9 protein-coding genes are annotated in these 22,538 nt (G+C 74.0%); 5 read left to right on the forward strand and 4 right to left on the reverse strand.

Annotation, left to right across the window (positions count from 1 at the left end):
• Positions 1-100 precede the first annotated feature (100 nt).
• The 3 genes from ABTY15_RS31765 to ABTY15_RS31775 are packed head-to-tail and all read right to left on the reverse strand — an operon-like array spanning position 101 to position 3,539.
• The gene (locus tag ABTY15_RS31765; RefSeq protein ID WP_350602918.1) at positions 101-1,765 is read right to left on the reverse strand and encodes a pyruvate, phosphate dikinase; all 1,665 of its coding nucleotides are present in this window, start codon (positions 1,763-1,765) and stop codon (positions 101-103) included.
• A 56-nt stretch (positions 1,766-1,821) separates the two neighbouring features.
• The gene (locus tag ABTY15_RS31770) at positions 1,822-2,454 is read right to left on the reverse strand and encodes a transcriptional regulator (RefSeq protein ID WP_350602921.1); all 633 of its coding nucleotides are present in this window, start codon (positions 2,452-2,454) and stop codon (positions 1,822-1,824) included.
• Positions 2,451-3,539, reverse strand: a complete 1,089-nt coding sequence (locus ABTY15_RS31775; protein WP_350602924.1) for a TetR/AcrR family transcriptional regulator — start codon at positions 3,537-3,539, stop codon at positions 2,451-2,453. Before ABTY15_RS31775 ends, ABTY15_RS31770 begins: the two co-directional genes overlap by 4 nt.
• 272 nt (positions 3,540-3,811) lie before the next feature.
• On the opposite strand from ABTY15_RS31775, the gene ABTY15_RS31780 reads away from it, so the two are divergent.
• The gene (locus tag ABTY15_RS31780) at positions 3,812-4,090 is read left to right on the forward strand and encodes a hypothetical protein (protein ID WP_350602928.1); all 279 of its coding nucleotides are present in this window, start codon (positions 3,812-3,814) and stop codon (positions 4,088-4,090) included.
• Positions 4,091-4,655: 565 nt separating this feature from the next.
• Positions 4,656-5,714 carry a ParB/RepB/Spo0J family partition protein gene (locus tag ABTY15_RS31785; protein WP_350602932.1) on the forward strand — a complete coding sequence of 353 codons (1,059 nt, stop codon included), beginning with the start codon at positions 4,656-4,658 and terminating at the stop codon, positions 5,712-5,714.
• Positions 5,715-5,772: 58 nt separating this feature from the next.
• Here the strand turns inward: ABTY15_RS31785 and ABTY15_RS31790 are convergent, their stop codons facing one another.
• A complete protein-coding gene (locus tag ABTY15_RS31790) occupies positions 5,773-6,573 on the reverse strand; it encodes an alpha/beta fold hydrolase (protein WP_350602936.1) in 801 nt (266 codons plus the stop codon).
• Between the two features lie 44 nt (positions 6,574-6,617).
• Between ABTY15_RS31790 and ABTY15_RS31795 the strand changes: the two genes are divergently transcribed.
• The 3 genes from ABTY15_RS31795 (at position 6,618) to ABTY15_RS31805 (ending at position 22,435) form a co-directional block, all read left to right on the forward strand.
• Positions 6,618-7,958, forward strand: coding sequence for a cytochrome P450 (locus tag ABTY15_RS31795; RefSeq protein ID WP_350602941.1), 1,341 nt, complete (start codon positions 6,618-6,620; stop codon positions 7,956-7,958).
• Positions 7,959-8,031: 73 nt separating this feature from the next.
• Complete coding sequence (locus ABTY15_RS31800) at positions 8,032-21,672, forward strand: SDR family NAD(P)-dependent oxidoreductase (RefSeq protein WP_350602946.1); 13,641 nt, start codon at positions 8,032-8,034, stop codon at positions 21,670-21,672.
• Positions 21,662-22,435 (forward strand): thioesterase II family protein, encoded by a 774-nt coding sequence (locus ABTY15_RS31805; RefSeq protein ID WP_350602948.1) that lies wholly within the window; start codon positions 21,662-21,664, stop codon positions 22,433-22,435. The genes ABTY15_RS31800 and ABTY15_RS31805 overlap by 11 nt, the downstream gene beginning before the upstream one ends.
• Positions 22,436-22,538 lie beyond the last annotated feature (103 nt).

Genomic DNA, 22,538 nt, shown 5'->3' on the forward strand with positions numbered 1-22,538 from the left:
CGTGGCGACCGGGGTCCTGGCGGGGATCGTCGGGCCTCCCTGGCTGGGCGGCCGTCGGACGGGGGACGGCGTGGGTGGCGCTGAGGCGGGCCCGCCCGGGCTAGCCGGCCGGTGGTCGAAGGACGGCGTGGGCCGCGCTGAGGCGGGCGGCCTCGTCGCGGGCTTCGCCGTCGCCGTTGCCGCCGGCGACTTCGTCGGCCCAGGCGAGCAGGCGGTGCAGTCGGGGGTCGGCGGCGGCGTCGACGACGCGGGGGGTGCCGACGACGACCTCGCCGCTGGTGCCGTCGAGGGCGATCAGTGTGCCCTCGGGGAGTGCCCGCCGGTCGACCCGGACCGTGGCGGCCTCGGTGTCGACCGTGAGGCCGGCGGCCCCGACCACCGCGGGTTTGCCCATCGAGCGTGCGACGACGGCGGCGTGGCTGGTCGGCCCGCCCCGGCTGGTCACCACGCCGACGGCGGCGGCCAGGCCGTGCATGTCCAGCGGCGAGGTCTCCGGGCGGACCAGGACCACCGGGCCGTGTGCGGCCATCCGGGCCGCGCTGTCGGCGCTGGTGGCCACCCGCCCCACCGCGACGCCCGGGGAGGCGCCCAGCCCGCGGGCGAGCAGGTCGGCCGTGGCGTCCAGTGCGATCCGGGGCGTTCGCACCTGGCGCAGTTGCTGCGGCGCGATCCGCAGCAGCGCCTCGGAGCGCTCGATCGTGCCCGCGTCGGCGAGGTCGACCGCGACCCGGACCGCCGCGCGCCCGACCAGCCGGCCCGGTCGCACCTGAAGCACCCACAACTCGCCCGCCTCGAAGGTGAATTCGACGTAGCAGGCGTCACGGTAGTGCGCTTCGATCCGTTGCAGGGCGTCCAGCAGGCCCGCCCAGACGGCCGGCTCCCGGTCGGCCAGCTCCCGCAGCGGCGAGGTCAGCGACCGGCCCGAGACGACGGCCTCGCCCTGGTGGCCGAAAAGGACCTCGCCGAACGGCACGGGTTCGCCGGTGTTGGGGTCGCGGCTGAACGCGACCCCGGTCCCGCTGCGTTCGTCGCGGTTGCCGAACACCATCGCCTGGACGGTCACCGCGGTGCCGAGGTCACGCGGAATGTCGTGCAGCTCGCGGTAGGTCCTCGCCCGCGGGGTGTCCCAGGACGAGAACACCGCCGCGACGGCGTGTTCCAGGTGCCGGACGGCATCCTCCCCGACCGGCTCGCCGGTGTGTTCGCGGATCAGCTCCGTCACGCCCCGGATCGCGTCGGTGAGCTGCTCCTCGGTGACTCCGGGGTTCCCGGTGCTTCCGGTGTGCTGTTCGGCGAGCTCGTGCTCGACCGCCGCCAGGCACTCGCGGTCCACCCCGAGCACTTCCGTGGCATAGCTGGACAGGAACCGCAGGCGGGAGTCGAGCGCGAACCGGGGGTCGGCCGTCTCGGCCGCCAGCGCCTCGGTGGCCGCGGTGGTGAGCCCGAGGTTGAGCACCGTGCTCATCATGCCGGGCATCGACACGCTGCCGCCGGAGCGCACCGACACCGCCAGCGGCCGGTCGGTTCCGCCGAGGGTGCGCCCGGCGGCGGCCTCCAGGCCGGCGAGCGCGTCCGCCAGCTCGGCGTCGAGCCCCTCGGGGAACCGGCCGTCGCGGAGGAAGGCCCGGCAGGCCGCCGTACTGATGACGAAGCCCGGGGGCACGGGCAGGCCGAGGCGTCGCAGGACGACCAGACCGAATCCCTTGCCGCCGAGGACCTCCGCCGTTTCCTCGACCTGAGCCGAGAGGGGGTGGATCCAGGTCATCGGGTTGCCGTCCTTCGGTGCCGGTGGGTGAGTGCCGGTGGGTCAGGGCTGGTGAGTCAGTGCCGGGTGAGGCCCAGGGTGGCGAGCAGGTCCTCGTGCAACTGGAACCACACGGTGTGGTACGAGGCCGTGCCGTCCGTGACGTAGTCCAGCTCGCCGGCCTTGGCCCGGGTGAGCGCATGGGTGAGCCGGGTGCGGTAGCGCTGGAAGCGCAGCATCGCCCCGGACAGTTCGGCGCAGACGGCGTCGGCACGCCGGTCGAGGTCCGCGACCCGGTCCAGCACCCGGGCGTCGTAGGCCTTGTCGGTGTGGTCGTTGAGGGTCGTCGAACCGTCGACGGAGCGGGTCTGCCAGGCCGTGCAGAGGTCGAGCAGTTCGGGGTTGAGCACCATGAATCCGTCGAACGCCGCGGTCACCACGGCCCGGGTGCCGGCCGCGTCCAGTTCCTCGGTGATCCGGCGGGCGTCCTCGGCGCGGCCGGCGTCCGAGATGCCCCACCCGCCGAAGGGCCCGGCCATGTGCGTGACCAGCCCGGCCACGGCGAGGTCGATCAGCTCCGATTCGACGTCGGCCTCCGGCAGCCCGGTGGCCGCGGCCACCGAGGCGATGCCCGAGAAGCCGATGCAGCGGAGGGCGTGGAGCACCAGCAGGTCGGTGCTGGTGGCGTGGGGCGAGACGGACTGGGTCATGTTGTGGCCTCACGTGGTGTGGTGTTCGGGACATCGGCGGTAGCCGCAGCATGTGCGGCGCCCCGTCCGTCGGCGCGGGCGACGAGTTCGCCGCCCCTGATGCGGACCGCGGACTCGGTGGCGTCGTCGGCGTCCGGTACGCCGACGGCCGCGGCGACCAGGGCGCGGTCGTCCAGGACGAGGTGGAGGCGCGGCCAGGCGTCCGGTGCGAACGCGCGCCGCAGGCAGTGGGTGAAGTCGCTGATCCTGAGCTGGACCAGGCGCCCGGTCTCGGCCGGGTCGCCGGTCACCACGGCGACCACGACGCGGTCGCCCGGGCGGGCGGCGCGGACCAGCTCCTCGGCGGCGGCGAGCCGGCTGGTGCCGAGGACGGCGACCACACCGTCCTCGGCGAATCCGACCGGTCGGCCGCTGATCAGGTCGGGCAGCTCGGCCGGGGGCGTCCACGGCTCCCGGCAGGATCGCGCCGGCTCCACGTAGGGCAGGTGCGGCGGGGCCCAGCTGTCGGCCAGGCGGAGTCCGCCGAGGTGCTCGCAGGCGTCCGCCACGTCGAACGGGTCGCCGAAGTCGAGCGCCGGGCCGTTGAGCAGCCGCAGGACCAGTTCGGCCCGTCGGACCTGACGTGCTGTCATACCATCGGCGGATGGCCGCGATTCCAGCGCGAGGGCGAGCAGCAGCGCCTCCAGACGGGAGGCCTGCGCGAGCGCGCCGCGAGCCGGTTCGTCGTCGAAGACGCCGGCCAGCGCGGGCAGGCGCACCTGGTGGGCCAGGGGGTCGTCGGCGGTCAGCGGGAGCCGGTGCAGCCAGGCGCGGGCGAATCCGCCCAGCGCGCCGGCCATCGACGGCGGCGAGCTCGGTGCGATTCGGTCGTCGCCGTGCTCGACCACGTCGACCAGGACCGCCAGATAGAGCGCACGCTTGCTCGGGAAGTTCGAGTACACCGCACCGCGGGTCAGGTCGGCGCGCTCGGCGATCCGGTCGACCTTCGCCTCGATATACCCGCGCTCGGTGAACTCCGCCTTCGCCGCAGCCAGCACGGTCGCCCGGGTGCGTTCCTGCTGCTGGGCCCGAGTCAACCGCACCATGTGCGACTCCCTCCCTTGCCTGAGGCATCAAGATACACCGAACATCCGGATGATGGGGTCATCCGAGTCGCCGAGGCGGCTGGTGGCGGCTGGTGGGCGGCTGGTGGGAGCCGCGACCGTCGACGGCCGCCGCCGCCGCGGTAGCACGGCACGGCGGCCCCGGTGAATGGCGGTGAAAGCGCCGGCGCGGCACCGCCCCGGCACCGCCCCGGGCGCCTCGAACGGCATTGCCGATCCTTGTCGGAATTCCCGGCGGCTGGAATCATCGCGGCATGGCCGGGAAAATTCCTTATGAATCCATCGAGGCTGCCGACATCAATTCCGTGGCGTGTTGTGCCGCGCTCGGCGCGGTGCGCCGCGGCGGCCCCCGTCGTTATTACGGGCTGCATTTCCTCGCGGTCCCGCCGGTAATATCGCTGGTGGTCCGCGGCGCGGTCTTCCGGCTCGTCCGCCGGACTTTGCTGAGCCGGTTGCGGCGAAAGCACGGCGGCGCGCCGTTCGAGTGGCCGGGGCTGGTCGCCGAGTGGCACCGCCGTGAGCGGAGCTCCTAAACCCGGGAGTTGTGCGCATGTTGTGCGCGTGGCCGCAGTGCCACGGCGGTGGTCCGCGTCCGTCCGAACGCCGCTGACCTGCCACTGTGCGACATGGTGCCCCCCCGGCGCCAGAGTGGAAGCCGTGAATCTTTCTGACGGTACATCAGGACGGCCGAATCCGGCCAAGGAGTAGTTGACGAATCATCTAGGTGCGTTGTTGCCTTGACAGAGGGCGAGCGGCGGAGATCGAATCTGGCAAGACTTGTCAGGTTTCCCGCAGTAAAGGATCGGGCAGGGAATCCGCTGGACGGAGGCAGCATGCAACGGGGGGACAATTTCTCATGCGGCGATCTGCATCTCGACTTCGGGAATAATTGCGCCGCGGCGGTGGATGCCCCGACCCGCCCTTCCTGCCCCTCCTGAACGCCTTTTAGAAGCGCGCCCGCAAACAATGCTCCTCGCATCCGCATGCCCGGCGGCAACCGGAGAGCATCCGCGGCCTCAGCGCGGCTGCCCGAAAGCAGCTCCGACCCCACGACTTCGCTCTTTGGACACCGAACCACGCTACCGAGGTGAGTGATCAATGATCGGCACGCTACAGGTCAGCGCCGTGCGCCCAGAGGAACCATCCGGCATCGGAGCCACCCGGCGGGGCGGCAAGCCGTCCGGCACCCCGCCCGCGCTGGGCGTGGCGCAGGAGGCACCGGTCGAGAGTGTGACCGTCGAGGAGCTGCGGACGTGGCAGTCCCCGCGCGCCGGCGGCGAGGACCCGGAGCACATCCGGATGTTGGCCGAGCTGGCCACGCCGCTGCCGCCGATCGTGGTGCACCGCCCCACCATGCGGGTCATCGACGGTGCGCACCGGCTGCGGGCCGCGGCCGTCCGGGGCGACGAGCGGATCGAGGTCCGGTTCTTCGACGGTACCGAGGCCGATGCCTTCGTCCTGGCCGTCGAACTGAACAGCGCCCACGGGCTGCCGCTGTCGCTGGCCGACCGCAAGGCCGCCGCGGTCCGCATCATCGGGTCGCACCCGCAGTGGTCCGATCGCAGAATCGCCTCGGTGGTCGGGCTGGCGGCGAACACCGTCGGATCCATCCGGCAGCGTTCGACTGCGCAAAATGAGCAGCCGAACACCAGTGTCGGTCGGGACGGGCGGGTGCGGCCGCGCAGCGGCGCGGAGGGGAGGCGCCGGGCCGGGAGCCTGATGCAGGCCAATCCGGCGGCCTCGCTGCGCGAGATCGCCAGGGCCGCGGGCATCTCGCTGGCCACCGCCAGTGATGTGCGGACCCGGCTCAGGCGGGGCGAGCCGCTGACCACCCCGCAGCAGCACGCGTTGGAGCAGGACCGGCCGGGCGCACTGATCGCCCCGCGTCCGCAGCGGCCGGCGGTGCCCACGGCCGACCTGCTGGACAGTTTGAGCAACGACCCCTGCCTGCGGCTCCCGGAGGCCGGTCGGATCCTGCTGCGCGCGCTGCGGATCTGCGCGGTCGACGCCGATGTGTGGGCCCGGCTGGTGGAGACGGTGCCGCCGCACCGCCAGGAGAGCGTGGTCAGCCTCGCCCGGGAGTGCGCCGACGCGTGGCAGAGCTTCGCCGACCGGCTGACCGAGCGGATGGGCGCCAGGCAGTCCGACACGGTGTGAACCGCGCCCCTGCCAGGGCCGCAGCCGGACAGGCTGGGGCCTGTCCGGCCGATCGGACCTACCGGGAGCCGAGGAACGCGAGCACGTCCGTGCTGAACTCCGGTGCCGCCAGCAGGTTGTGACCACGCTTCGGGTAGCAGGTCAGGCGGGCCCCCGGGATCCCGGCGGCGGTCTCGTGGAACATCTCCGGCGGCCACATGTGGTCGCGGCCGCCGCACACCAGGAGGGTCGGCGCGGTCACCGCGGCCAGCCGGTCCCGGACGTCGAAGGCGTCCTCGGCCAGCAGCATCGCCTTGACGTCCGAGGGGTCCTCGGGCCGGTCCATCCGGCCCGCCAGCCACAGCGGCACCGCGATCAGGCGTTGCAGCAGCGGATTGCGGGTGATGGCGGGCGCCGCCTTGTGCATGCCCGAGCGACCGCGCTCGGCCGCCGCGATCAGCTCGCGGTGGAAGCGCCTGCCGACCGGACCCAGCGCGTACGCCGTACTCGCCAGCACCAGGCGGTCGACCGCACCGGGGTGGTCGACCGCCAGCTGGAGGGCGATCGAGCCGCCGGTCGCGTGCCCGAGCACGGGCACCGGGCCGGCGAACCGGTCGCGCAGCGCCTCGGCGTGCTCGGTGGCCACCTCGCCCATCGTGGTGCCCACCCGCATGCCGGGCCGGCGGTTGGTCCAGAACACCTGGTAGCCCGCGGCGACGAACGGCGCCACCAGCGCGGTCGCCCGGCGGCGCTGCGGTCCCGGCGGCGGCGCGCCGTGCGTCATCGTGAACCCGGACAGGTAGACCAGCGGCTCGCCGGAGCCGAAGGCCAGATAGGGCAGGCCGGTGCTGAAGGTGCCCGGTGTGATCGGAATGTCCACGGAATACCTCTCCTGGCTGGCGGCTGCGATTTTGTGGAGACATCGTGGTCCCCGCGGTTAGGCTGACGCCCGAACGGCGCTCACCGGATATCGCGTGCCGGACCTCGATCGCGTGCCGGACATCAAATCGCGCGCCGGATATCGAGGGAAGAGAGACCGCCCGCGGACCGCGCGCAACGGCCGGCCGACCGGGTTTTTCGAGACGAGGGATGTCGTCAATGCTGAGGCTGGATCAGCTGGGTCCGCTGCCGGAATTCATGACGGGCGGGAGCACCGCCCCACTGGCCGAGGTGCGGTCGCCGACCGGTGACCGAATGTGGTTAGTGCGCGACTACCGACTGGCCCGGCTGGTGCTGTCCGACCGGCGGTTCAGCCGGGCGGCCGCGGTCGCGCCCGGCGCGCCGCAGCTGAACTCGGCGGCCCCGGCGCCCAGCTCGATCATGAGCATGGACGGAGCCGACCACGGCCGGCTGCGCCGGATCGTCGCGGCCGCGTTCAGCACCGGCCGGGCGGCCGCGATGGCCCCGCTGGTGGACCGGACCGCCACCGAGCTGCTGGCCGGGATGAGCCGCCGCGGCGCCCCCGTCGACCTGATGACCTGCTTCGCCGAGCCGCTTCCGGTGGCCGTGCTCGGCACCCTGCTCGGGGTGCCCGTCGAGGACCGCCCGGTCTTCGACTCCGCCGTCGAGGTGCTGTTCGACATCACCGCCAGCAGCGACCAGGAGAAGGCCAGGAAGCGGGTCCAGCTGGTCGGCTACATGTCCGCCCTGATCGACCGCAAGCGGCAGCACGAGGACGACGACCTGCTCACCGCCCTGATCCGGGCGCACGACGGCGACGCCCTCTCCGGGGCCGAGCTCCTCAGCCTGGGCCTGGCGTTGCTCACAGCGGGTTACGAGACGACGGTCGGGCAGATCAGCCTTTCCGCGCTGGCCGTTCTGCGCGGCGCTGTTCCCAGGGAGATTCTGAAGAACGAATCGAAAGTGGACGCGCTGGTCGAGGAAATGCTGCGAACCACCCCTTCGACATCCGTCAGCTTTCCCCGGGTGGCCGTCGAGGACGTCGAACTGGGCGGTATCACCGTGCGGGCCGGGGAGGCGGTGGTGGTTTCCTTGCTGCACGGGAATCGCGACGGCAGGATATTCGCGGATCCGGACCACTTGCGTGACGACAGAACGGCCGCCCATCTCACCTTCGGACACGGTGTGCACCGCTGTCTCGGTGCGCCGCTCGCGCGATTGCAGGTGCGGATCGCGCTCACCCGGCTGTTCGAGTTCTTCCCGGCCCTGCGGATTTCCGAGGGGGGACCCGCCGCGGCGCCCTCCGTGGTGTGGAAGGACGGACTGATCACGCGCGGCCTGAGCTCACTGCGCGTCAGCTGGTGAGACCGGCCGCCCCGGCGCGGCACCGCAGGACCCGAGACGTACCGGACGGACCAGAAGGAGCGGGGAACCGACAGTGGCGGACATCTTGGCGGACGGCACGGTGGCGTCCACGACGGCCCAGGACGAGGCGATCGCGATCATCGGCATGTCCTGCCGCTTTCCCCAGGCCCCGTCGCCGAGCGACTTCTGGCAGCTGCTGCGCGACGGCCGGTCGGCGATCAGCCGCTCACCCCGGACCGGCCGCTGGGAGGGCCGGCTGACCGACCACGACCGGTTCGACGCCGGCTTCTTCGGGATATCCCGGCGCGAGGCGAACGCGATGGACCCGCAGCAGCGCCTGGTGCTCGAACTCGCTTGGGAGGCCGTGGAGTCGGCCGGTCTGCTGCCCGCCCGGCTCGGCGGCACCGACACCGGCCTCTTCCTCGGCGTCTCCACCAATGACTACGCGGGAGTCGTCCAGCGGGACGGCGCCGCGCCGCTCACCCACCACGCCATGACCGGGACCCACCGCAGCATCCTGGCCAACCGGGTCTCCTACCACCTCGACCTGCGCGGCCCGAGCATCACCGTCGACGCCGGGCAGGCCTCGTCCCTGGTCGCGGTGCACCTGGCCTGCGCCAGCCTACGCGGCGGCGAGTCCTCGCTGGCGCTGGTCGGCGGCGTACAGCTCAACCTGACCGAGGCCGGCGCCGAACTGGTCGAGGCCTTCGGAGGGTTGTCGCCGGACGGCCGCAGCCGCGCCTTCGACGCGGACGCCAACGGCTTCGTCCGGGGCGAGGGTGCCGGACTGGTGGTGCTCAAGCGGCTCTCCAGGGCGCTGGCCGACGGCGACCGGGTGCACGCGGTGATCAGGGGCAGCGCCGTCAACCACGGCGGTGCCGCCGAGGGGCTGACCGTGCCCCGCGCCGAGGCGCAGACCGAGGTGCTGCGGGCGGCCCACCGCGCGGCCGGGATCGAACCGGCGGCGGTGCAGTACGTCGAACTCCACGGCACCGGAACGAAGGTGGGCGACCCGGTCGAGGCGGCCGCGCTGGGCGCGGCGTTCGGCGCCGGCCCGGCGGACCGCGAGCCCCTGCGGGTCGGATCGGTCAAGACCAACATCGGCCATCTGGAGGCGGCGGCCGGCATCGCCGGTCTGCTGAAGGTGACCCTGGCCCTGAGCCACGGTGTCATCCCGGCCAGCCTCAACTTCCGTACGCCCAACCCGAGGATCGACCTCGACGGCCTCGGGCTGCGGGTGCAGACCCGGGCGGAGGACTGGCCGTCGGCCGGACCGGGGGAGCGGACGGCCGGGGTGTCCTCGTTCAGCATGGGCGGCACCAACTGCCACGTCGTGCTGGCGGCGCCGCCGCAGGCCGTGACCGGGACCACAGCCGAGGCACCGCAGGCCGTGACGGCGGCGGTGGCCGAGGCGCCGCGGGCCGTGACCGGCCCGGTGCCGTGGGTGCTGTCGGCGCGCACCGAGCGGGCCCTACGGGACCAGGCCGGGCGCCTGCGGGACCACCTGGCGCAGCACCCCTCGTACTCGACGGCGGACATCGGCCACTCGCTCGCCACCACCCGCACCGCCTTCGACCACCGGGCGGTGGTCATCGCCACGGATCCGGCGGACTTCCGGACGGCCCTCGAGGCCCTGGCGGCCGGAGCGGACGGGGACGGCGTCATCACCGGTCGGGTCGAACCGGGGGCCGAGGCCGAGGCCGTGGCGTCGGCCGAGGCGCGGATCGAGGCCGGGGCCGGCCACGACGGGTTGGCCGCCGCTGCCGCTCGCTATGTGCGGGGCGAGCCGGTGGACTGGCGGCCGGCCTTCGCCGCCGCCCGGCCCCGGGTCGTGGACCTGCCCACCTACGCCTTCCAGCGGGAGCGGTGCTGGTGGCCCGCGGCCGAGGAGGCCGGAGCCTCGAACCCGCCCGGGGCGGCCACCGAGGAGGTCGTCTTCGCCGTGGTCGCCGAGGTGCTGGGCGAGGACGGTTTCGACGCGGGGGTGGCGTTCCGGGATCTGGGGTTCGACTCCCTGATGTCGGTGGAGTTGCGGAACCGGCTGTGCGAGGCGACGGGCCTCCGGCTGCCGGAGACGGTGGTTTTCGACCACCCGACGCCGGCCGCGCTCAGCGCCTATGTGGCCGCCCGTCGGGGCGGGGCCTCCGAGGAATCCGGTGCGGCTTCGATTCCGGTGTCGTCGTCGGTGGGTGGTTCGGATCCGGTGGTGATTGTGGGGATGGCTTGTCGTTTTCCGGGTGGGGTGGTTTCGCCGGAGGGTTTGTGGGATTTGGTGGTGTCGGGTGGGGATGGGGTGTCGGGTTTTCCGGTGGATCGTGGGTGGGGTGTTGGGGTGTTGTCGGGTGAGGTGTGTGGGGTGCGGGAGGGGGGTTTTGTTGAGGGTGTGGGGTTGTTTGATGCGGGGTTTTTCGGTGTGTCGCCGCGGGAGGCGGCGGGGGTGGATCCGGGGCAGCGGTTGTTGTTGGAGTGTGCGTGGGAGGTGTTGGAGCGGGCTGGGGTGGGGGCTGGTGGGTTGCGGGGTTCTGGTGGGGTGGGGGTTTTTGTGGGGGGGATGGCGTATGAGTACGGGCCGCGGTTGTGGGAGGGGGGTGGTGGGTCGGCTGGGTATTTGTTGACGGGTTCGGCGGTGGGGATGGCGTCGGGTCGGATTTCGTATGTGTTGGGGTTGGAGGGGCCGTCGGTTTCGGTGGATACGGCGTGTTCGTCGTCGTTGGTGGCGTTGCATTTGGCGGTGCAGTCGTTGCGGTCGGGTGAGTGTGGGTTGGCGTTGGTGGGTGGGGTGACGGTGATGGGGACGCCGGGGGCTTTTGTGGAGTTTTCTCGGCAGGGTGGGTTGGCGGGGGATGGTCGGTGTCGGTCGTTTTCGTCGGATGCGGGTGGGACGGGGTGGGGTGAGGGGGTGGGGGTGTTGTTGGTGGAGCGGTTGTCGGATGCGCGGCGGTTGGGGCATCGGGTGTTGGCGGTGGTGGCGGGTTCGGCGGTGAATTCGGATGGGGCGTCGAATGGGTTGACGGCGCCGAGTGGTGGGGCGCAGCGGCGGGTGGTGCGGGCGGCGTTGCGGTCGGCGGGGTTGGGGGTTGGGGATGTGGATGTGGTGGAGGGGCATGGGACGGGGACGCGGTTGGGGGATCCGATTGAGGCGCAGGCGTTGGTGGATGTGTTTGGTGGGGGTCGGGGGGTGGGGCGGCCGTTGTGGGTGGGGTCGTTGAAGTCGAATGTGGGGCATGCGCAGGGGGCTGCGGGTGTGGGTGGGGTGATCAAGATGGTGATGGCGATGCGGCATGGGGTGTTGCCGCGGACGTTGCATGTGGTGGAGCCGGTGGGTGGGGTGGATTGGTCGTCGGGTGATGTGCGGTTGTTGACGGAGGCGCGGGAGTGGGTGCCGGCGCCGGGGGCGCCGCGGCGGGCGGGGGTGTCCTCGTTCGGCATCTCCGGGACCAACGCCCACGTCATCCTCGAAGAGGCACCGGAGTTCGACGGGGTCGCCGAGGCGACGGCCGACTCCGCCTCGACCCCGGTGCTGGCCGCGGCCGAGCCGTCGGCCGGCGTGGCCGAGGTCGGCCAGCCGCTGGTGTTGTCCGCGAAGACGGCGACGGCGCTGCGGGCCCGCGCCCGCAGGCTGCACGACCACCTGGCGGCGCCCGGTGACCTGGGCAGCCCGGTCGACCCGGCCTCGGTCGCCTGCACCGCCGCCCGCATCGAGCACGGCTTCGACCACCGGGCCGCCGTGCTGGCGGATCCGGACGGCGACTACCGGGCCGCACTGGCGGCGCTGGCGGCGGGTGAGCCGGACCCCAGGGTGCTGGCCGGTGTCGCCGGCGGCCGCAGCCGGGTGGTGTTCGTCTTCGCCGGTGACGTCGCCGAACTCGCCGCTGGGGCACGTGAGTTGCTGGCCGCGTCGCCGGTGTTCGCCGCCCGGGTGCGGGAGTGCGCGGCCGCCCTGGAGCCGTATCTCGGCCAGGACGTGGCGGAGTTGACGCCGGCCGACCCGCCGGCGGCGGTGGCGTTCGTGGTCGGGGCCGCGCTGGCCCGGCTCTGGGCGCAGTGCGGGGTGCGGCCCGACGCGGTGCTGGGGCGGGGGGTCGGCGAGCTCGTCGCGGCCCTCGTGGCGGAAGCGCTGGGTCTGGACGACGCGGCCCGGCTCTGTGCGGCCCTGGTCCGGCAGGCCGGTGACGACGAACTGCGCAGCCTCGCGGCCGCGACCGACCCGGGCCGGACGGCGGCCGCGCTCCGCTCGTCCCGGACCGGCGAGCCGCTCGACGCGCGCCGGGGCCTGACCGCCGAGCACTGGCTGTCGGTGCTGCGCGAGCCCGTCGACCTGACACCGGCGCTGCGGCACCTGACCGGGGGCAACTACCGGACGGTGCTGGCGATGCCGGGCGCCGCCGGGCTCGCCGAACCGCTCCGGGCTGAGCGGGACACCGACGGTGTGGCGGTCCTGGACGGCCTCGGCGACGGGAGCGCCGCCGGGTTCCGCCGAGTGCTGGCCCTGGCGTACACCAGCGGGCTGCCGGTGGACTGGACGGCCGTCACCCCCAGGCGCCCGCTGGTCGTGCTGCCGACGTACCCCTTCGAACGCCGCCGGTACTGGCTGGACGCCGAATCGCCGGGTCGGCCGCAGACCGGGGGACACCCGCTGCTGGACACCGCCGTCACCCTGGCGGACCGCGAGGCACGGGTGCTGACCGGCTCGCTGTCGACCCTCACCCACCCGTGGCTGGCGGACCACACGATCCGCGGGACGGCCGTGCTGCCCGGCACCGCGCTGGTCGAACTCGCTGCCCACGCCGCGGGGTCGGACGGCGCCGCGACGGTCGCCGAGCTGGTGCAGCAGGCTCCGATCCACATCCCGGCGGACGGCGGCACCGTCCAGCTCCAGTACGTCATCGGCGCGGCCGACGCCTCCGGCGAGCAGCCTTTCAGCGTCTACGCGCGCCCGGGCGACGCCCGTGAACCGGGGGAGTGGACCCGCCGGGCCACCGGCACCCTGGCACCGCGCGCACCCCGGTCGGCCGCCGACTTCGAGCCGGCCGCCTGGCCGCCGCCGGGCGCCGAGCCGGTCGAACTGGACGGCGTCTACCAGCGGTTGGCCGAGCTCGGCTACCAGTACGGCCCGGCGTTCCAGGGGCTGCGGGCCGCCTGGCGGCTCGGCGCGGACCAGTACCTCGACCTCCGGCTGCCCGACGGCACCGACACCGCGGGCTACGGCCTGCACCCCGCGCTGCTGGACGCGGCGCTGCACGCCGCGGTGCTGGCGGCCGCCGAGGGCGACGGTGCCGTCCGGCTGCCGTTCTCCTGGAGCGGCGTGCGGATGTACGGCGGCGGCGCGAGCCGACTGCGGGTGCGGGTGTCGCCCGCCGGCACCGACACGGTGTCGCTGCGGATCGCCGACGAACACGGCACGCCGCTGGCCGCCGTGGACGCGCTGGTGCTGCGGGCCGCCGGGGCCGCTCCGGTCGAGGACGGACTGTTCCAGGTGGCCTGGCGCCCGCTGGTGACGGCGGACCGGGAAGCCGGCGACCGCTGGCTGCTCGACCGCGCCGCGAGCGTTCCTGCCGTGGCCGCCCTGGCCGGGCTGGGCGCGCGGGTCGACGGCGGCGAAGCCCCGCCCGCCGCCGTCCTGGTGCCCTGCTTCCCGACCGGTGCCGCCCAGGAGGCGAGCCTGCCCGGCGAGGTGCACCGTACGGCCAGCGAGACGCTCGCCCTGCTCCAGGCCTGGCTGGCCGACGCCCGGTTCGCCGACACCCGGTTGGTGCTGGTGACGCGCGGCGCGGTCCGCACCTCGGCCGCCGACCAGGGCGCGCCGGCGCTGGTGCAGGCGCCGCTCTGGGGTCTGGTGCGCAGCGCCCAGGCGGAGGAGCCCGGCCGCTTCCTGTTGCTGGACGTGGACCGGGACGCCGACCTGGCCGGGCTCCCGGACCGGGCGGTGCGCGCGGCGCTGGCCTGCGGTGAGCCCGAAGTTGCTCTGCGTGGCGGGGAGTTGTTCGTGCCCCGACTGGTCCGGCTCGGCCCGTACGAGGCGGCGGCTCCGGCCGGCAACGCTGTGGTGTCCGGCGCCGTTGGGGTGGCCGACGGCACCGTCCTGGTGACCGGCGGCACCGGCGCGCTCGGCGCCCTGGTGGCCCGGCACCTGGTGGCCCGGCACGGCGTGCGGCACCTGCTGCTGACCAGCCGGCGCGGCGAACACGCCCCGGGCGCCGCCGAGTTGGCCGCCGAGCTGCGGAGCGCGGGTGCCCAGGTGCGGATCGCCGCCTGCGACTGCGCCGACCGGGACGCGCTGCGGACGGTGCTGGCCGGCCTTCCCGCCGAGCATCCGCTGGTCGGCGTCGTCCACGCCGCCGGCATCGTCCAGGACGCGACCGTCCGATCGATGACGGATCGTCAACTCACCGAGGTGATAAGCCCGAAGGTCGACGCGGCCTGGAACCTGCACGAGCTGACCCTGGACACCCCGCTCGCCTTCTTCGAGCTCCTCTCGTCCGTCTCCGGCACCCTCGGCACCGCCGGGCAGGGCAACTACAGCCTGGCCAACACCTTCCTGGACGCCCTCGCCGAACACCGCGCCGACCTCGGCCTCCCGGCCCGCTCGCTGGCGTGGGGCCTGTGGGACCTCGCGGACGGCATGGCGGGCCGGTTGGCGGCGCGCGACCTCGAACGCCTCGCCCGGGTCGGCCTGCGCCCGATCGACGCCGAGCACGGCCTGCGGCTCTTCGACGCCGCCCGCGCGCTGGACCGCCCGGCCCTGGTGGCGCCCGGGCTCGACCTGGCGGCGCTGCGGAGCGCGCCGAAGGTACGGGCACTGCTGCGCGAGCTGGTGTCGGCGGTGGAGCCCGTCGTGGAGGCGGCCGTGGAGTCCGGCGTGGAGCCGGCCGTGGAGTCGGCCGTCGCCACGGCGGTCGGCGCCGGCCGGGACGGCACGGCCTGGAGCCGTCGGATGGCCGAACTGCCCGACAGCGAACGGGTGGTGGCCGCCCGACAGCTGGTGGTGTCGATCGCCGCCGAGGTGCTGGGCGGGGGCGGTTTCGACGCGGGGGTGGCGTTCCGGGATCTGGGGTTCGACTCCCTGATGTCGGTGGAGTTGCGGAACCGGCTGTGCGAGGTGACGGGCTTCCGGCTGCCGCCGACCGTGGTCTTCGACCACCCGTCGCCGACGGCGCTCGGTGAGTACCTGGGGTCGTTCCTGCGGGACACCGCTCGGGACGCCGCTGAGGGGCCGGAGCCGGTCCCCGTCCCGTCGGCTCCGGTTCCTGTTCCGGTGGTGGGTGGTTCGGATCCGGTGGTGATTGTGGGGATGGCTTGTCGTTTTCCGGGTGGGGTGGTTTCGCCGGAGGGTTTGTGGGATTTGGTGGTGTCGGGTGGGGATGGGGTGTCGGGTTTTCCGGTGGATCGTGGGTGGGGTGTTGGGGTGTTGTCGGGTGAGGTGTGTGGGGTGCGGGTGGGGGGTTTTGTTGAGGGTGTGGGGTTGTTTGATGCGGGGTTTTTCGGTGTGTCGCCGCGGGAGGCGGCGGGGGTGGATCCGGGGCAGCGGTTGTTGTTGGAGTGTGCGTGGGAGGTGTTGGAGCGGGCTGGGGTGGGGGCTGGTGGGTTGCGGGGTTCTGGTGGGGTGGGGGTTTTTGTGGGGGGGATGGCGTATGAGTACGGGCCGCGGTTGTGGGAGGGGGGTGGTGGGTCGGCTGGGTATTTGTTGACGGGTTCGGCGGTGGGGATGGCGTCGGGTCGGATTTCGTATGTGTTGGGGTTGGAGGGGCCGTCGGTTTCGGTGGATACGGCGTGTTCGTCGTCGTTGGTGGCGTTGCATTTGGCGGTGCAGTCGTTGCGGTCGGGTGAGTGTGGGTTGGCGTTGGTGGGTGGGGTGACGGTGATGGGGACGCCGGGGGCTTTTGTGGAGTTTTCTCGGCAGGGTGGGTTGGCGGGGGATGGTCGGTGTCGGTCGTTTTCGTCGGATGCGGGTGGGACGGGGTGGGGTGAGGGGGTGGGGGTGTTGTTGGTGGAGCGGTTGTCGGATGCGCGGCGGTTGGGGCATCGGGTGTTGGCGGTGGTGGCGGGTTCGGCGGTGAATTCGGATGGGGCGTCGAATGGGTTGACGGCGCCGAGTGGTGGGGCGCAGCGGCGGGTGGTGCGGGCGGCGTTGCGGTCGGCGGGGTTGGGGGTTGGGGATGTGGATGTGGTGGAGGGGCATGGGACGGGGACGCGGTTGGGGGATCCGATTGAGGCGCAGGCGTTGGTGGATGTGTTTGGTGGGGGTCGGGGGGTGGGGCGGCCGTTGTGGTTGGGGTCGTTGAAGTCGAATGTGGGGCATGCGCAGGGGGCTGCGGGTGTGGGTGGGGTGATCAAGATGGTGATGGCGATGCGGCATGGGGTGTTGCCGCGGACGTTGCATGTGGTGGAGCCGGTGGGTGGGGTGGATTGGTCGTCGGGTGATGTGCGGTTGTTGACGGAGGCGCGGGAGTGGGTGCCGGCGCCGGGGGCGCCGCGGCGGGCGGGGGTGTCCTCGTTCGGCATCTCCGGGACCAACGCCCACGTCATCCTCGAAGAACCGCCCGCCGATCCGCGACCTGCCCGGCCGGTGCACCCGGGCGGGCTTCCGCTGGTGCTGTCCGCGAAGACGGCGACGGCACTGCGCGCCCACGCCCGCCGGCTGCACGACCACCTGGCGGCGCCCGGTGACCTGGGCACGCCGGTCGACCCGGCCTCGGTCGCCTACACCGCCGCCCGCATCCAGCACGGCTTCGACCACCGGGCCGCCGTGCTGGCGGATCCGGACGGCGACTACCGGGCCGCACTGGCGGCGCTGGCCGAGGACCGCACGGCGGCGGGCCTGTCGCTGGGCACGGTGACGCCGGCCGGCACCGGGCGCCGCGTGTTCATGTTCGCCGGGCAGGGCACCCAGCGGCCCCGGATGGGTCGGCAGCTCCACCAGCGGTTCCCGGTGTACGCGGCGGCGTTCGACGAGGCCTGCGCCGCGTTCGATCCGTACCTGGACCGCCCGCTGGCGTCCGTGGTGTTCGCCCACCCGGCGGCCGCCGAGGCGACGGAGCTGGACCGGACCGGCTTCACCCAGCCCGCGCTGTTCGCCACCGAGTACGCGCTGTTCCAGCTGGTGCGGTCCTGGGGCGTCCGACCGGACCTGGTGCTCGGCCACTCGGTCGGTGAGCTGGTCGCCGCGCAGGTCGCGGGCGTCTTCTCGCTGGCGGACGCGGCCAAGCTGGTGGCCGCCCGGGGCCGGCTGATGCAGTCGCTGCCGCCCGGCGGTGCGATGGTCTCGGTGCGCGCCCCGCTGGCCGAAGTCGAGCCGCTGCTCACGGGATTGGCGGACCGGGTGGGGATCGCCGCCGTCAACGGCCCGGCCGCGGTGGTGGTTTCGGGCGAGGCCGAGGCGGTCTCCGCGGTGGTGGCGCAGTTGGCGGCCGCCGGACACCGGACGGTGCCGCTGACCGTGAGCCATGCCTTCCACTCCCCGCTGATGGCTCCGGTGCTGGCGGAGTTCACCCGGATCGCGGCAGAGGTGGCCTACCACCGGCCGACCCTGCCGGTGATCTCCACGCTGACGGGCCGGGCGGCCGAGGCGGCGGATCTGATGTCGCCCGAGTACTGGGCGGAGCACATCCGGCGCCCGGTCCGGTTCGCGGACGGGATCGCCGCGGCCCGCGCGGCCGGGGGACGGCACTTCGTGGAGATCGGCCCCGACAGCACGCTGTCCGCGATGGCCTCGGCGGTCCTGGCCGGCCTCGACGAGCCCGCGGAGCTCGACCGCCCGGTGCCGGTACCGCTGCTGCGCGGTGCCCGGGACGAGGCCCGGACCGTGGCGAACGCACTGGCCGCCGGCTTCGCCTCGGGTCTGGAGGTGGACTGGCCGGCGGTGGCGACGGCCTGGGGCGGCGAGCTGACCACCCTGCCGACCTATCCCTTCGAACGCCGCAGGTACTGGCTCAACCCCACCGAGGACGGCACCGAGGACCGGGCCGAAGAACAGGGCGCGGGTTCCACGCGCGACGCGGGCCACCCGGTGCTGGATGGGCCGCTGGACCTGCCCGAAACCGGCGAGCTGGTGTGGTCCGGCCGGCTCGACCCGGCCCGGTTCCGCTGGCTCGGCGACCACGTGGTGGCCGGGCGGGCCATCGCCCCGGGTGCCCTGGTCGCCGAACTCGCCTGCCAGGTCGCGCGGCCGGCGGGCTGCGACCGGGTGGCCGAGCTGGTGCTGGAGAGCCCGCTGCCGTTGGGGTCCGACCGGGGGCCTGACCGGGCCGCCGCCGAACTGCGCCTGGTGGTCCGGGCCGTGGACGCTGCCGGGCGCCGCCCGTTCGCGCTGTTCAGCCGGCCGGTCGCGGATCCCGCCGCCGAGTGGGAGCGCAGGGCGACCGGCGTGCTGGCTCCTGCCGAGCCCGAGCCCGAGTCCGAGCCCGAGTCCGAGTCCGAGTCCAAGGTCGCGTCCGAGCCCGAGTCCGGTTCCGCCGCCGACCCGGTCCCGTCCGCCGCGTGGCCGCCACCCGGTGCCGAGCCGCTGCCGCTGGACGGCGATCAGGACTACGCCGCCCTCGCCGCCCGCGGCCTCGGCTACGGGCCGGCCTTCCGCGGACTGCGGGCGCTCTGGCGCACGGCCGACGGCTGCTGCGCGGAGCTGGTCGCGCCGGCTGCGATCAGTGCCGAGACCGGGCACTTCGGCCTGCACCCCGCGCTGCTGGACGCGGCGCTGCACCCGATCGAACTCCTCGGTCTGGCCCGGGAGGTGCCGGGCCCAGGGGCCCGCATCCCGTTCCTCTGGCAGGGCATCACCCGGCACCGGGCACCGGCCACTGGTCCACTGCGGGTCCGGCTGACGCCGGTCGGCCCCGACCAGGTGGCCATCCGGATCGCCGATGCGGACGGTCGGCCGGTGCTGTCGGTGGAGTCGCTGACGCTCCGTCAATCTCCTTCAGTGGTACGGGCTCCCGACGTGCTGCGCCGGCTGAGCTGGTCGGCCACCCACCTGCCGGAGGGCGACCGGGGTGCAGACGGGCGGGGTGCGGAACGGATCGCACTGATCACTGCCGACGCTGCGCACGGTTCGCCGGATTCGCCGCTCCCGCCCGGATCCCTCGCCGCCGCCCCGGGCGCTGTCCTGGGGGCCGCCCTGGGCGCCGAACGCTACCCGGACGTCGCCGGGTTGCTCCGCGGGACGACCGGACGGACGCCCGATGTGGTGCTGGTCGTCTGCCCGCCCGCCGCCTCCGGCGGGGCCCGTCGGCAGGCCTTGCACGACACCACCACCGGCGTGCTCACCACGGTTCAGGGGCTGCTGTCCGAGCCGGCGCTGGCGCGCTGCCGGATCGCCGTGCTGACCGGCGGCGCCGTGCGCACCGGAACGGCCGACCCCGAGCCGGACCCGGCCGCCGCGGCCGTCTGGGGGCTGGTGCGGTGTGCCCAGCAGGAGGAGCCCGGGCGGCTCCAACTGCTGGACGTCGACACGCACCCGGAGTCGGCGGCCGCCCTCGGCCGGGCGATCCGCTCCCGCGTACCCCAGGGCGCCGTGCGCCGGGGCGGGTTCCTGACCCCTGAGCTGACCCCGGTGGCCGACCGGCTGCTCGCGCCGCCGCCCGGTGACGCGGCCTGGCGGCTGGACTTCGTGGGGCGCGGCACCCCGGACGACCTGGCGCTGACGGACTGGCCGGAGGCCGACGCGCCGCTCGGCGCGGGCCGGGTGCGGGTGGCCCTGCACGCGGCCGGCGTCAACTTCCGCGACGTGCTGCTGACCCTCGGTGTGGTGGACCCCAGGGCGGGCCTGCCCGAGGACGTCGAGCAGCAGAGCGTCGAGGGTGCCGGCGTGGTGCTGGAGGTCGGCCCCGGGGTCGGTGAACTGCGGCCGGGGGACCGGGTGATGGGCCTCTTCGACGGGATCGGGCCGGTCTCGGTCACCGACCGGCGGCTGCTCTGCCGGATCCCGGCGGGCTGGTCCTTCGCCCAGGCGGCGGCCGTGCCGGTGGGCTTCCTCACCGCCTACTACGGGCTGGTCGAGCTGGGGCGGCTGCGGGCCGGGGAGCGCGTGCTGGTGCACACGGCGACCGGTGCGGTCGGCATCGCCGCCCGGCAGCTCGCCCGGCATCTGGGGGCGGAGGTCTTCGCCACCGCGAGCCCCGCGAAGTGGCCCGCGCTGCGGGCGATGGGCGTCGATCCGGCGCACATCGCGTCCTCCCGCGACGACTCCTTCGAGGCGGCCGTCCGCACCCGCTCCGGCGGTCACGGCCTGGACGTGGTGCTGAACTCGTTGGCCGGCGCGCTCACCGACGCCTCGCTCCGGCTGCTGGCGCCGGGCGGCCGGTTCCTGGAGATGGGCAAGACGGACCAGCGCGATCCCGAGGCCGTCGCCGGTGCGTACGGCGGCGTCGAGTACACCGTCTTCGACATCCGGCAGGCCGGTCCGGACGGCATCCAGCGGATGTTCACCGAGCTGCTGCGGCTGTTCGACGAGGAGGTGCTGACGCCGCCGCCGGTCACCACCCGCCATCTGCGGGCCGCCCCGGCCGCCTTCCGCCACCTGGCGGAGGCCCGGCACATCGGCAAGGTGGTGCTCACCGTCAGGGACTTCGACCGCGACCGCGCGGTGCTGATCACCGGCGGGCTCGGCACGCTGGGCGGCCTGGTCGCCCGGCACCTGGTGACCCGGTACGACGTGCGGCAGCTGGTGCTGGTCGGCCGGCGCGGCACCGACACCCCCGGCAGTGCCGAACTGGTCGAAGAGCTCGGGAAGTTGGGTGCTGAGGTGAGCGTCGCGGCGGTGGACGCCGGAGACCGGGCGGCGGTCGGGGAGCTGCTGGCCGGCCTCGCCGGGCGCGGTGTGCGGATCGGCGCGGTGGTGCACGCGGCGGGGACCACCCGGGACGCGGTGATCGGCTCGCTGACGCCGGAGGCGCTGGCGGAGGTGTTGCGGGCCAAGGCGGACGCCGCGCTGAACCTGCACGAGCTGACCGCGGACCTCGACCTGTCGGCCTTCGTGCTGTTCTCGTCGGTGGCCGGCGTGACCGGATCGGCCGGGCAGGGGAACTACGCGGCCGCCAACGCCTTCCTGGACGCGCTGGCCGAGCAGCGCCACGGAGCGGATCGGCCCGCGCTGTCGATCGCCTGGGGCCTGTGGGAGCCGGCGAGCGGCATCACCGGGCGGCTGCGCGCCCGGGACCACGAGCGGCTCGCCCGCCAGGGCATCCACGCGCTGTCGGCGGAGCGCGGCCTCGCCCTGTTCGACGAGGCCCTCGCGGCAGCTGGGCCGACCGTCGTCGCGGCCGCCCTCACCGACCCGCAGCCTGCGGGCCGCCCGGGAGCGGATCGGGGCCGGGCCGCCCGCGCCGCGTCGGAGAACACCTCGGAGAACCGCTCGGAGAGCACCTCGGTGGCGGCCGCCGCGCCGACCCCGCCCGGCCGCGCCCGGACCCTGCTGGACCTGGTGCGCGCCGAGGCCGCCGCGGTGCTCGGCCACGCGTCGGCGGCGGACGTCCCGCCCGAGGCGTTCTTCCCCCAGCTGGGCTTCGACTCGTTGGGGGCGATCGAACTGCGCAACCGCATCGCCGCGGCCACCGGCCTGTCGCTGAGCTCGACCCTGATCTTCGACTTCCCCAGCCCCAGTGCGCTGGCCGCCCATTTGCGGGAGGAATGCCCGGACTGGGCCGAGGAATATCCGGGCGACCATTCGGAAGCGGCTCGGACCGGAATCGACAACGATCGGGGGATTCGCCGTGGGAATTGACACCGGCAACCGGGGCGGCGGTAAGTGGACGATGCCCTTCAACCCCGGCCGGGAATCGCGGTTCCGGCTGGTCTGCTTCCCGCACGCCGGCGGTTCCGCGGGGTCGTTCCTCTCGCTGGCGGCGGCCGCGCCGCCCGGCCTGGAGGTGGTCGGCGTCCAGTACCCGGGCCGCCAGTGGCGCCGTGCCGAGCCGTCCGCCACCGACCTGCACGCGCTGGCGCGCGGTGCGGCTGACGCGCTGGCGGCCGACCCGGGCCTGCCGACCGCGGTGCTCGGGCACAGCATGGGCGCCCTGGTCGCCTTCGAGACCGTGCGGCTGCTGGAAGCCGAGCGGCCGGGGTCCGTCGACCGGCTGTTCGTGTCCGGTAGTCGGGCGCCGTCGCGCCCGCGCGAGGCGGCCGGGAAGCGGCAGTGGACAGATGCGGAGCTGATCGCCGAGCTGCGCCGGCTCGGCGGCACCGACGACCGTCTGCTGTCGGACGCCCCCGCGCTGGCGGCGGCCGTGGCGGCACTGCGGGCCGACTACCGGGTGCTGGCCGACTACCGGCCGGCACCCGGCGCCCGCGCCGAGCTGCCGGTCACCGTGCTGATGGGGAGTGCCGACCCGACCGCCGGGCCGGAGCACGCCGCCGACTGGCGGCAGTTCAGCGGCGGCGCCTTCGACGTCCGGGTGTTCCCGGGCGGGCATTTCTTCCTCGCCGAGAATGCCGCCGGACTGATCCGCCTCGTGCTCGACGGCCTTGTTGTGCCGAAATTGTCGTGAGACGCTTTCCTGGCCCTGGGAAAGCCGAGGCGCCGGGAAAAGAGCCAAAGGCGCCGGGAAAAGGTCCCGGCCCCGGAAAGAGCCGGAAAAGAAAGGACGGGAA

Origin of the sequence: Kitasatospora sp. NPDC097643 (assembly GCF_040302625.1) — a bacterium.
Lineage (GTDB): Bacteria > Actinomycetota > Actinomycetes > Streptomycetales > Streptomycetaceae > Kitasatospora.

Coding starts and splice junctions, on each gene's coding strand:
- ABTY15_RS31765 (WP_350602918.1), bottom strand. CDS start 1,765: ATGACCTGGATCCACCCCCTCTCGGCTCAGGTCGAGGAAACGGCGGAG.
- ABTY15_RS31770 (WP_350602921.1), bottom strand. CDS start 2,454: ATGACCCAGTCCGTCTCGCCCCACGCCACCAGCACCGACCTGCTGGTG.
- ABTY15_RS31775 (WP_350602924.1), bottom strand. CDS start 3,539: ATGGTGCGGTTGACTCGGGCCCAGCAGCAGGAACGCACCCGGGCGACC.
- ABTY15_RS31780 (WP_350602928.1), top strand. CDS start 3,812: ATGGCCGGGAAAATTCCTTATGAATCCATCGAGGCTGCCGACATCAAT.
- ABTY15_RS31785 (WP_350602932.1), top strand. CDS start 4,656: ATGATCGGCACGCTACAGGTCAGCGCCGTGCGCCCAGAGGAACCATCC.